Annotated in this window: 7 protein-coding genes; all 7 read left to right on the plus strand. The window is 66.5% G+C overall.

The genetic code is table 11. The annotated features are described in order from the left end of the window. Positions 1–670: 670 nt before the first annotated feature. Positions 671–1,525, plus strand: a complete 855-nt coding sequence (locus ACFYX0_RS44335) for a hypothetical protein (RefSeq protein WP_388980633.1) — start codon at positions 671–673, stop codon at positions 1,523–1,525. A gap of 714 nt (positions 1,526–2,239) precedes the next feature. Further along, on the plus strand, positions 2,240–5,665 hold the full coding sequence (locus ACFYX0_RS44340; protein WP_388980636.1) for an NB-ARC domain-containing protein: 3,426 nt from the start codon (positions 2,240–2,242) through the stop codon (positions 5,663–5,665). Between the two features lie 1,231 nt (positions 5,666–6,896). Continuing rightward, the gene (locus tag ACFYX0_RS44345; protein ID WP_355924510.1) at positions 6,897–8,159 is read left to right on the plus strand and encodes a ParA family protein; all 1,263 of its coding nucleotides are present in this window, start codon (positions 6,897–6,899) and stop codon (positions 8,157–8,159) included. Beyond that, positions 8,156–9,244: a ParB/RepB/Spo0J family partition protein gene (locus ACFYX0_RS44350; protein ID WP_355924508.1), complete on the plus strand. Its 1,089-nt coding sequence runs from the start codon at positions 8,156–8,158 to the stop codon at positions 9,242–9,244. The genes ACFYX0_RS44345 and ACFYX0_RS44350 overlap by 4 nt, the downstream gene beginning before the upstream one ends. Before the next feature lie 671 nt (positions 9,245–9,915). Then, positions 9,916–10,512 carry a winged helix-turn-helix domain-containing protein gene (locus ACFYX0_RS44355; protein WP_388980639.1) on the plus strand — a complete coding sequence of 199 codons (597 nt, stop codon included), beginning with the start codon at positions 9,916–9,918 and terminating at the stop codon, positions 10,510–10,512. Further along, positions 10,428–10,997, plus strand: coding sequence for a transposase (locus ACFYX0_RS44360; RefSeq protein WP_388980644.1), 570 nt, complete (start codon positions 10,428–10,430; stop codon positions 10,995–10,997). The genes ACFYX0_RS44355 and ACFYX0_RS44360 overlap by 85 nt, the downstream gene beginning before the upstream one ends. Before the next feature lie 493 nt (positions 10,998–11,490). Next, positions 11,491–12,114 (plus strand): RNA polymerase sigma factor (locus ACFYX0_RS44365; RefSeq protein ID WP_388980641.1); only part of this gene is annotated, 624 nt, incomplete at its 3' end.

Genomic DNA, 12,114 nt, shown 5'->3' on the forward strand with positions numbered 1-12,114 from the left:
CGCGGGCCTACTCGGTGACCATCAAAGGATCATTCGGGAAGGTACGCCCTCCGCGTGCCTCCCCGGAACCGATCCACAGGTCTTGAGCATTGCTCAACCTTTCAGGGGTACACCCGCTTTAGGAGTTCGATCCAAGCCTGCTCGATGCTGCCCGAGGAACCCGTCGACCCCAAGCCTTCGACGTGTGACGCCTGGCTGTTGTGTTTGATGCAACGAGCCACCGCGTCGAGGGCTTGTTGCGTCGAGGGCTGCCGTGGCATGCTCCGGGCCCTGATCAAGAGAATCGAGTCCTCCGTCCGCCGATGAGCGAGACGACCGGGACAGGACTGCCCGGAGCACGGACACCACTCTTCGAGTACGCCCTACGGTTGCATCGGCTGACCCCGCAAGAGCCACTGCCGAGAGACGGGGAACCGTATCCCGACGATGCGTTGCACCGTCGTCGCCCTCGGCCGAAGGCGCCGGAGGACCGACGTTCGGCCGGCAAGGACGCGGCGCTCATCCTGGATGCGTATTTCGCCCGTGCCACCGCCCTTCCAAGCGATTTGGCTGACGCGTGCTCAGTCTCATCGGGACGGGAGTCACTTTGTACGGTCGCCTACGCGAGCAGAGTCTCCAGGTTCAAGCGATTCACAGAATGTGAATCGCCTTAGTTGGCACACTGGTCGTCATGCCGCGCGCCATTCGAAAGCCTCCTGTCTCCACAAAGCCGCTGGTCAAGTCGCCCGTTCGGATCGGAAGCCTCGACACAGCAGCCCTCGTTGGCGAGCTGCGCCACCTGCACGAGCGAGCCGAGGACACGAACCTCGACCGGATGCCGGCCGACGAGGAACTCTTCGGAGCCCTGCTGTACCTCGAGTTCAACGCAGGCGCACTCAAGAGTGAGGAGGCGCGGCGCAACTCCGCGATCATCCGCGTGAAGCTGTGGGAGTACCTCCGCGAGCAGGCCGATGTGCATCAGGCCAAGGCCATCGAGCAGGCCCGCGCCGCGCACGCCGAATGGGCCGACCTGGCGCCTGCACTTGCCGTGAGAGTCCCGAGCGCGGCGTACAACAAGGCAGCGCGCCTTCGCGCTGCCGCTCTCACCGACCCCGACTGCGGTGACCGTCCTGTACGTCGCACGCCCGAAGCCGTCCTCGAAGCCGAGCGGAAGGCTGCAGCCCGCGCCGCTGCTGAGCGTCGAGCACAGGAGGAGGCGGCGAACCGCCATGAACTGCTCGTGCCGGTTGCGCAACGCCTGCTCCAGCATCGCGACGGCTTGTCCGATGACGAGGATGTCATCTTCTGGCTGGACCAGATCGCAGAGGTGGTACCTGACTGCCAGACCGCTACGCAAGTAGTCAGCCTTGGGATCTATGTCGAGGCGGTGATCCGCGAACTGAGGAGAGTCAAGCGAACGGCCGCACGGCCAGTGACGATGACCGACGACGCTCGACTTGCCTACGCGGCCGCAGCTGAACTCGTCACCCGAGCCACTGACCGCCGGGACAAAGGTCGTCGCGAGGAGCAGCGCTTGGTCAAGTGATCTCTCCTTTGAGGAGGTGGGCCCACGCTATTACGTCGTAATAGCCTCAACCGTGAGGGGCAGCGTCCAGGTCGTCGACGGCTGTTTGAGATCACCCCTAGCCGGGAGGTGGTCGAAGCCCGGGAAGACGCCCCGACCGACATGGTTCAGCCGGCGCAGGACCTACGGTCTGCGCGGCCTCGCCGGGCTTTTAGACCGTGCACTGCGACAGCCCAAGGACGACGACCGACAGTGCTCGGCACGCCTACGCGGCCGCAGCTGAACCTGTCCCCCGAGCCGCTGGCTGTCGGGACGGAGGCCGTCCCGAGGAGCCGGGCTTTGTCACGTGGTCCTCCCCTTGAAGAGATGGGCCGCAGCTATTACGTCGTAATAGGCTTCCGTCAGGGCGGCGTCCAGGCAACCAAGGGCATCGCGGTGTCATCCGCGTACCTGGCTGGCGGATGAGGCCGCGCGAGACGTCCCCGACCACAAGTCTCAGCCGAAGGCCAGGCGGCACCGCAACAAGGCGCCGGCTGTCTCCGCTTCACGAAGTGGAGGCGTTGGCCCTCCTTCGCGCGGGGAGTTGGTCGCGCAACCTTCCAGTTCGGCGTCAGGGCGCCGGTAACGGCATGTCCGGAACAGATGATGGCCATGCTTTCCAACATGGTGAACCCGGGGCGCCGAGCAGGACAGGCTGCGGTCGCATTATGTGTCGCCGCAGGAGTGTGGCTTTTGGTGACGGCGCTGCGTGGAGGCTGGAACGCCGCCAATCCGATGGCGAGTGTCCTGGGTGGCGGTGCCGGCATCGCCGCGCTGCTGATCTCCTTGGTGTACGGCCCCAACGTCAGTGGGATAGCGGAGGACCCGCCTCCCCCTCCCCCACCGGCGATACCCGAGTGGGTGGTCGACCGAAGTGAGGCCGAGCAGATCGTCACCGCGGTGTGCGCGCAAGGTGGGGCGGGGAGAGGACTGAGACCTCGGCTTGGCGGACAGGCCAGCAACGCCACCGTGGGTATCACCACTGGGCTGCACGGGGCGGGAGGCTTCGGAAAGACGACGTTGGCGCACATGGTGTGCGCGCACCCGACGACTCGCCGGGCCTTCCGCGGTCGCGTCTACATCGTCACTGTCGGACGCAACGTACGGGGCCGGGCGGCGATCGCGGCGAAGGTGGCTGAGGCAACTCGCTTCATCACAGGTGACACCTTCGAGTCCGGCGACGATCCTGGCCGGGCCGGTGACCACCTCGGCCGCCTGCTGGCCCAGCGCCCACCCACGCTGTTGGTGATCGATGACGTGTGGGAGACGGAGCAACTCGAGCCCTTCCTGCGCGGCGCCGACGAGCAGTGCGTGCGGTTGGTGACGACCCGCAGACCCGCGGTGCTGCCACCCCAGTGCTTCCGGGCAGTTGTGGACCGCATGTCACCAGACCAGGCCCGCGCTGTCCTCACGTACCGCCTGGACACGACGCTGCCGGAGCCGCTTGTTGATGCCTTGATCAAGGCGACCGGCCGCTGGGCTCTGTTGCTGCGGCTCGTCAATCAGCTGATTGCCGTCCAGGCGGCCACCGGAGTACCTGCCGCTACGGCCGCCCAGGCCATGCTCGATCGCCTACGTGCCCTCGGGCCGGCCGGCGCCGACCCCGATGCGGCCTTGGACCTGGACGATCCGACTCGAAGAAACACCGCGGTCCGGGCCAGCATTCAAGCGGCCACCGACCTGTTGCCGCGTGACGGCGCCCGGCGCTTCGCCGAACTTGGAATCTTCGCCGAGGATGAAGCGATTCCCCTTCCCTTGATTGTTCTGCTGTGGAACGCAACCGGCGGTCTCACCGACTCCGAGGCACGAGCCTTGTGTATGCAGATGGCTGAGCTGTCGCTGCTTGCGCTCGACGGCTCCATCACCGGCGGCACCGTCGCTCTGCATGACGTCGTACGCGACTACCTGCGCGCCGAACTCGCCGACGGCGCAAGCGCCGTCAACGCGGGTCTGCTCGACGCCGTAGCGGCTACCTTGCCGGCCACCGACACCACGGGTGCCCGGGCAGCCTGGTGGCAGACGGCCAACGGTTATCTCCAAGACCACCTGATCGAGCACCTTCTCGACGCCGGCTGCACAATGGAAGCAGAGGCGGTGGCCAGTGACTCGCGATGGGTGCGAGAACGCCTGCGTCAGCGTGGACCAACCGCACCCTGGCGTGACCTCGACCTGATCAACACGGCACCGGCCCGCGAGCTTGCCACGGACATCGCCCGCGCTGCCCACCTCCTCTCCCCCACCGACCCCCCGCACGCTCTCGACTCGGTACTCCGCAGCCGGCTGGGCAATCTGCCGCACTGGAACGGCCAGCCGTACGTTGCCCTGCACTCCACTCTGGCCAACCGGTGGCCGCCCCCTGACCTGCCCGACCCCTCTCTCGTCCGAACCCTCGCCAGCCGCGGTGGCGAAGTGCGCGCGATGGCCTTCAGTCCAGACGGCAGCCTGCTTGTGTCCGGAGGAGATGACGGGCGGGTGCGGTTCTGGAACCCGATCACGGGCTCTTCACCCCGCACGCTCACCACCGAATCCCCGGTGCGGGCGGTCGCCTTCAGCCGGGACGGCGCCCTGCTTGCAACCGCCGGCGGCCATGGTCCGGTGAGGTTGTGGAACCCGGCCACAGGCGCTGTCGTGCGTACCCTGGCATCAGGCCAGGTCCATGCCCTGGTGTTCAGTCCCGATGGCGGAGCGCTGGCCGCACTGTCCGACGACGGACACGTATGGCTTTGGGACCCAGCCACCGGAGAAAGGCTGCCGGACTTCTTCCTCCTCAACCATGGCAGGGTCAGGGCGATTACCTTCAGCCCGGACAGCACCTTGCTCGCTACCGCCCCTGACAGCGGGAGGGTACGTCTCTGGGACAGAGCCACCCGGAGCTCCCTTCGTCCCTTCTCTGAAGATGTCCACGGAACTCGCACGATGGCCTTCAGCCCTGATGGCCGACTGCTCGCCACGGCCGGCGACGACCGGCAGGTACGGCTGTGGGATCCAGCTACCGGGGAGGCCGTCCGCACCCTGACCGGACACCAGGGCTACGTGAACACCGTGACCTTCAACGCCGATGGCTCGCTGCTGGCGTCTGCGGGATTCGATCACGCCGTACGACTGTGGGATCCGGTGTCCGGCGTGCAGATACGCACCCTGACCGGTCACGAGGGTTACCTCAACACTCTCGTGTTCAGCTCGGATGGCACGCTCCTGGCCGCCGCGGGATCCGACCGTGCCGTGCGGCTTCGTGACCCCGCAGCCAGCCCGCTCACGGGAGATGCCACAGGAGTGCACCAGGTGGTCATCGCCGCAGGCATGCTCGCCACGGCAGACGACGACGGGCATGTACGGCTGTGGGACCCACAGACAGGATCACAACGACACACTCTCACCAACTACCTCAGAGGGGCATGGACGCTGGCCTTCCGTCCCGACGCAACCATGCTCGCCACTGTCGGGGACGACGGGCAGATGTGGGTCTGGTCCCCCCTCACAGGTGCACCCGCCCACCCGTTCACGGACGACAGCATCCGCGGCGTGAGGGCGGTCGCCTTTCATCCCGCAGGGACCATCCTCGCCGTCGCCAGCGACCGGGGTATCGAACTGTGGGACCCGGACATGGGCAACGTCCAACGCGCGATGAACCGCTGGGGATTCCGGAATGTGCGAGCGATGGCCTTTACCTTGGACGGGTCTCTCCTCGTGACTGCCAACGATCAAGGCGCCATCTTCGTGTGCGACCCGATCACGGGGGCCCTTCAGCGGTCCTTCACCCATGACATCGCCCGAGGGGTCCGCGCGATAGCGGTCAGCGGGCTCGGGACCACGCTCGCCACGATCAACGACAGGGGAGCGGTCCACCTCTGGGATGCCCACCGTGGAGTTGCGCAAGGCGCGCTCACGGGTCACGACGGGCGCGTCAACGCTATTGCGTTCCACGGGGAGCGGCTTGCCACAGCGGGAGATGACGGAACCCTGCGTGTTTGGAACGGCGCTTCGAGACAGGTGCTGACCATGATGCGCACCGATACCCCCCTGCGCTGCTGTACGTGGAGCTCCGACGGCCGAGTGCTGTTCGCGGGCGGGCGGGGAGGTCTCTTCGGCTACGAGTACCACCCCGGAGTTGGCAATCCCTGAACAGCCAGCCCGGCAGTTCGCTGAGCCCTCTTCTAGCCGTGACGCGGCCGGCAGGTGCTCCACCCGGGATGAGTCCCATGAGGCCCCGGTGACTGGCCGAAGGAGGGGGAGCTGCGGCTGGAGCTGCCGTACGGAGTGGAGCACGTCTCCCTATTACGCCGTAATAGGGAGCGCTGGGGCTCACGTACGGCGGGGGAGCGCGGCATATGTCTCCGTTTGCAGTGAACTTGGGAGCAGATGAGCTTGTCATCCGAGCCGCTGACCGTCGGGGTGGAGGTCGTCCCGAGGGGCAGCGCTCCGTCACGTGATCCTCCCCTTGAAGGGACGGGCCCACGCTATTACGTCGTAATAGATCGCCGTGAGGGACGGCGTCCAGGCAACCAAGGGTTTCGCGGTGCCACCCACATGGCTGGCTGGCAGATGAGACCGCGCCAGGTGCCCTCGGCCAGCAAGCCCAGCCGAAGGTCACTCGGCACCGCAACAACGGAGGGTGCTATGGCGTTCCACGGTCAGCGGCTCGCCACAGCGGGAGACGACGGAGCTCTGCACGTGTGCGGCGGCGCTTCGAGACAGGCGCTGACCAAGATGTGCACAGACGCCTCTGCGCCGCTGCACATGGAGCCTCGACGGCCGGGTCCTGTTCGCAGGCGGGCGGGGAGGCCTCTTGGACTACGACTGCCACTCCGGAGTCGGCAGTCCCTGAACAGACAGACCGGGCTGAGCCCTCTGCCCGCTGCTGGCATCCCTGATTCGGCGTCGTCTCACAGGTGCATCGCCCGGTGCGGCCGCACGCGACCCGTATCGCAATCTCGTGCAACAGCCAGTCGTACTTGAGGTCCCGGCCAGTGCGGTCGAACTCGAGCAAGCCCACAGCATCGCGAAGCCGTTCGGCGTGACGCTCAGGCCGAACGTGCAGCTCATCCTCAGACAGCAGCGAGGCCGCCCTCACCGTCGCAGCAAGCCACGTCGGGGCAGATCTGTCTCGACGAATCCTGCCGTCGCAGGCCAGCCTGGCTTCGTTGAGAACGGACACTGGCGCTGGGAGGAGACTGCCGTACGAGGTGGAGCACGACGGCCTATTACGCCGTAATAGGGGAGGCCTGCAGGCGTGGGGGAGTGAGGCCCATTACGCCGTAATAGGACCTTGGGCTGCGGCGGCCTACGACAGCAGACGCGCCTAACTAACGTGTCGGTACCTCAAAGGATCAAGAACGTTAGTAAGGTGTCCTCCATGAGTTCTCCAGCCACCTCCAGCGACCGCGAGAAGGTCGTCTCCAAACTGCCGGGATGGCTCCGGCAGAACCTCAAAGTCAGAGCCGCGCAGCATGGCATCGAGATTCAGGCCGCCGTCGAGCAGGGCATCAGCGACTGGTGCAACCTCGCTTCCGCCACCGACACTGTCGACACCGCCGGCGCCGACTCCTTCTCCACCTTCCTCCCCACTGGCCAATGGGACGCCTTCCGGCAGATCACTGCAGACCGCCGTGTCTCCCTCATTCAAGGCTTGGCCCAGTCCGTCCAGCTGTGGCTCGACGCCAACCCCGCCCCCGACGTCGACCGCCCCGCCATCACCCGCCGGATCATTGTCTGCAATCAGAAGGGCGGTGTCGGCAAGACAGCGATCACGGCCGGCGTTGGTGAAGCCCTCGCTGAAGACCCCAACGTCCTTCACGCCGTTCAAGTCGCCAAGGCCCTCGCCAAGGCGCTTCGCGACAGCGAGACCCACACCGACACGGAGCCGGCCACTGACCCACTCGACATTGAGAACCTCCCCGGCCTCGGCCTACGGGTTCTCCTCGTCGACTTCGACCCCCAGTGCCACCTCACGAACCAGCTCGGGGCCTCACCACTGTCGATGAACGGCGACAGCCTGACCAACCACATGGCAGGCGACCCCAAGGGCGACCTACACGACCTCATCGTCTCCATCGACGAAGACACCTTCGACGGCCGACTTCACCTTCTGCCCGCCTGCAACGACGCCTTCCTTCTCGACGTACGCCTTTCCGCTGTACGCGCACGGGAAGCGGCCCTGGAGCGTGCGCTCGCCCCGCTCGAAGCCGACTATGACGTCATCCTCGTCGACTGCCCGCCGAGCCTCGGCCTCAGCATGGACGCCGCCGCCTACTACGGCCGCCGCCGCGACGGCGAAACGCCCGGTCAGTCCGGCGCTCTGATCGTCGTCCAGGCCGAAGACAGTTCCGCCGACGCATACGACTTGCTCACCACACAGATCGACGACCTGCGCAGTGACCTGAACGTCGACATCGACTACCTCGGCATCGTCGTCAACCTCTACGACTCCCGCCGCGGCTTCATCGCCACGTCCTCGCTGCAGGGATGGGTCGACATAAAGGACCCCCGCGTGGTCGGTCTCATCGGCGATCTCAAGGAGCAGAAGGAAGCAGTCCGGATGAAGCAGCCCCTGCTGTCATACGCCCCCAAATCACAGCAGGCGATCGGCATGCGCGCAGTGGCCCGGGAGATCGCATGAGCAAGGCTGACCAGCTCGGCGCCGGCCGCTTCGGTGCGGGAGCGCGCCCTGTCAGCGCGCGCCGACAGGCCGTGGCTGCTGCCACCGGCGTCCCTACCGACGGCATCGCCCCACCCTCCGAACTCCCTACGCACCGCATCAGTCTCAACCCCGACAACCCTCGTTCCAGCCTCGGCGATCTGACCGATCTCGCCGGCAGCCTGAAAACCCACGGCCAGAAGCAGGCGATCACGGTCATGAACCGCGACGCCTACATCAAAGCCAACCCCGACCGAGAAGCCGACCTCGAACCGGACACCACCCACGTCGTCATCGACGGCAGCAGCCGCCTCGCCGCCGCCCGCGAAGCTGAACTCACCCACGTCAAGGTCATGGTGAGCGATGACCAAGGCAACACCTCCGAGGAACTCCTTGAGTCCGCCCTCGTCGCCAACATCCACCGCCAGGACCTCGAGGAACTTGACGAGGCACGTGCGCTGCAACGCCTGTTGGCCATCTACGGCAGTCAGACCGCTCTCGCCAAGCGACTGCACCGCTCCCAGGGTTGGGTGTCACAGCGTCTAGCCCTCCTGAACCTCACGCCCGAACTTCGAGAACGTATCGGGCAGGAGCCGATCGACCTCCTGCGAGCTGTCGGGAACAAGCCCGCGGACCAGCAGCAGGAAGCCCTGGATGAGCTGAAGGCCGAACGTGCCCGAAAGGAAGCGGCTAAGCAGGTCCGCAAGCCCGGTGTGCGGCCGAAGGAAAACTCATCCAAGGAGACGGGTGACGCCGACGGCTATTACGACGTAATAGAAGATGGCGGGGCCACACTGGATCAGACCGACGGGGGCGATACAGCGGAGAGGGAACCTTCGTCTTCAGGTACAGGCACCGTGCCGGAACCGCGCAGTGACGGCGCGGCAGGCGACGTAGGCACCGCTACCCAGGATCCCCGCGCGCTGCCTCAGCTCCCTTACGACGACGGCACCTTCCTTGCCATGCACCTCATCCGGAAGATGAACGACACTGAGTTCGACAAGATGCTGCAGATCCTGAACGACCATCAAAGGCAGCGAGCCGCTGTTGGCAGCAACGACCGCTGAACCTCCGACTGTGAGTCTCACCTCTGCGAGGTGGGACTCACAGTTGCATGGAGGCCTCAGCGGGCCCCGGATCCTCGGCCCCTCATTGCGCCCGAGGCGACCGACGAACCGCAGCACCGGCCTGGAGGCCTCGTGTGTGGCCAGGCACGCGTAGACAGATGTAGTCCTCGGTCCCTGCGCAGCTACGTGACGCCCGAGGAACACCTGCCGCGAACACGTCGAGTGATCACCTCCTGGTGCTGATCTAAAGCAAGGTGACTGCGGTGACTGGATGGCCGCTTTCGGAATCGAGCCCACGAGCGCGCAGTTCGCTTTGTGGCTCCGCGACCAGTACGGCATCGCCACTGCAGCTGGCGCCACTGACTGACGAGCAACTCGCACTCCTGCTGCGACTCCTCAAGCAGCGTCACACACCCTCAGCTGAGAATCGGACTGAGCCCCAAGCTCCGCAGCACGCGGACGATGGATGGGCCGACTACTTCTACGACGCCTGGCTCGCGTACGCGCAGGAGTACGGCGCCTACCCCGATGCCGCTGGTCTCGCCGCTTACGTCAACGAACGTGATCAGATCACCGGTGGCACCGGTCAGCCCATTACTGACTTCGGCGCTTTGAGGTGACTGTCTGCTCGGGCTACTGACTGCTGGTCACCTGTGCGCTATGTCGTTGGTATGCGCTATGCGGATGGGGACGGGCTGACGGCGAAGGGCCGCCAGCGTCGCGAGGGGGTGCGGTTGGAGGCTGTCGGGCTGCTCGCCGAGGGGGTCAGGCCACCTGAGGTGGCCCGCCGGTTACAAATCAGCCCGAAGTCGGCCTACCAATGGCAGAAGGCCTGGCGGGACGGCGGGGCCGCGGCACTGGCGTCCCTCGGACCGGTCGGGCAGCGGTGCAAGCTCTCGGCACGGTGCCGGGAGAAGCTGGCCGCCTACCTGGAGGAGGGGCCAGCCGCGCACGGCTGGGACCAGGACCAGGTCTGGACCGGCGCGCGGGTGGCGACGCTGATCGGCAGGAAGTTCCACGTCTCCTACAGCGTCTCGGGGGCCACTCGGCTGATGCGCCGGCTCGGCTTCACCCCGCAACTCCCCGCCCGCAGGACCGCAGAACGCGACGAGCAGGCCATCGCCTCCTGGAGGGAGGCGACCTGGGCACAGGTAAAACCACGAGGGCGGCCTGCCAGGGATGGATCTGTTTCGAGGACGAAGCAGGACTCACCCGCAGGCCGCCGACCGGACGCACCTGGGGACGCCGCGGCATCACCCCGGTCGTGAAGGTGAGCGGCCACCGATCCGGAAGGGTTTCCGTCGCCGGGCTGATCGCGATGCGCCCTGGCTCACGGACCCGGCTGTGCCACCGGCTGCGGCTGCACACCGGGCGCAAACGCAACCGCCGCTGCCTGTCCGAGCACGACTACATCGGGCTGATCGACGGGATGCACCAGCTGGTCAAGGCGCCGATCGTGCTCGTATGGGACCGGCTGAACACCCACGTCTCCCACGCCATGCGCGACCTGATCGACGCGCGCGACTGGCTGACGGTGTTCGCCCTTCCCGCGTACGCACCAGAGCTGAACGCGGTCGAGTACCTGTGGGCTCAGGTGAAACGCAGCCTCGGGAACCTCTCCAGCGTCGCCCTCGACCGCCTCGCCGCGCTCGTGCGCAACCGACTCAAACGGCTGCAGTACCGCCCCGACATCCTCGATGGCTTCGTCGCCGGGACCGGACTCTCCCTCGACCTCCCACCGCCATCACTTTGAAGCGGCGAAGTCAGCCGTAGCACTGTTGAACGGGCCAGCGGCGGAAGAGGTGGCGCCGGGACCGGGTGAGGTTACCGGGCGAAAAAGGGCCGGCGGGGCCGGGCCGCCGTGCCGTCGCCGTCACGGATGCACCAGCGTGAGCGGAGCAAATGCTCTGGAGATGGGCTGAGGGGAGAGCAGCAGCTGCCGCGACGTGGCTCGGCCCGTCATGGGCGCTCCGCTTGGCCCGCCGCCGTGGCCGAGCCTCCGGCTGTCGGGCCGTAAGACTCCGCGCCTGAGTGCATACCGCTGCCTGGACGTATGCTCCCGACGTCGCGAAGGGCGACGCAGATGGTCAGCGCGCACGTCCCCGGGGCAGGAGCAGGGGCCGTTGTCGGCGGCGTACACCTGCGCAGACTGAGGAAGGTATCTCCATCCAGACAGCACCGCAGTGTGACTTAGGTCACCGGAACTCTGCAGGGGTGACCGGACAAGGCGGGATGTGGAATTTTCTATGCACGCCCGGATCCGGGCGGGGGATCCTGAGGCGTTCAGGGAGATGTTCCGGGATCACGCCCAGCTGGTCTATCGGCACGCGGTGCGGGTGACCGGCAACTGGGCCGTGGCCCAGGACGTCGTCTCGCTGACGTTCCTGGAGGCGTGGCGGCTTCGGGAAAGGTTGCGTGACGAGGGAGAGACCCCCCGGCCCTGGCTGATGGGCATCGCGACGAATGTGCTGCGTAATACTGCGCGCACCGCCCGGCGGCACGACCGTGCGCTGGCCCTCGTGCCCGCAAGGGAGACCGTGCCGGACTTCGCCGAGGAACTGGTCGGGCGAATGGCGGATGCCGAGCAATTGGCAGCTGCCCAGATCGCCTTGGCACAACTTCGACAGTCGGAGCGGGAGGTGTTCACGCTCTGTGTTTGGTCCGGTCTCGGGTACGCAGAGGCGGCCCAGGCTTTGGACGTGCCCGTCGGGACGGTCCGCTCACGCCTTTCGCGTGCCCGCGCGAGGCTGCGCAAGCTGGCCGAGACGGAGCTGAAGAAAACGCAGAACAGCAAAAGGAGCATGGAACCGTCGGCTGCGGACGGACAAGTGAAAGGTGGCCGCACCGATGCGGCCCGGTCGATCAAGGAG

The sequence above is a fragment of the Streptomyces sp. NPDC002573 genome, assembly GCF_042889625.1.
Classification (GTDB): Bacteria; Actinomycetota; Actinomycetes; order Streptomycetales; family Streptomycetaceae; genus Streptomyces; species Streptomyces gibsoniae.

Excerpts from the sequence above, each read along its gene's own strand:
- ACFYX0_RS44355 (WP_388980639.1), top strand. The coding sequence starts at position 9,916 with ATGCGCTATGCGGATGGGGACGGGCTGACGGCGAAGGGCCGCCAGCGT.
- ACFYX0_RS44345 (WP_355924510.1), top strand. The coding sequence starts at position 6,897 with ATGAGTTCTCCAGCCACCTCCAGCGACCGCGAGAAGGTCGTCTCCAAA.
- ACFYX0_RS44350 (WP_355924508.1), top strand. The coding sequence starts at position 8,156 with ATGAGCAAGGCTGACCAGCTCGGCGCCGGCCGCTTCGGTGCGGGAGCG.
- ACFYX0_RS44335 (WP_388980633.1), top strand. The coding sequence starts at position 671 with ATGCCGCGCGCCATTCGAAAGCCTCCTGTCTCCACAAAGCCGCTGGTC.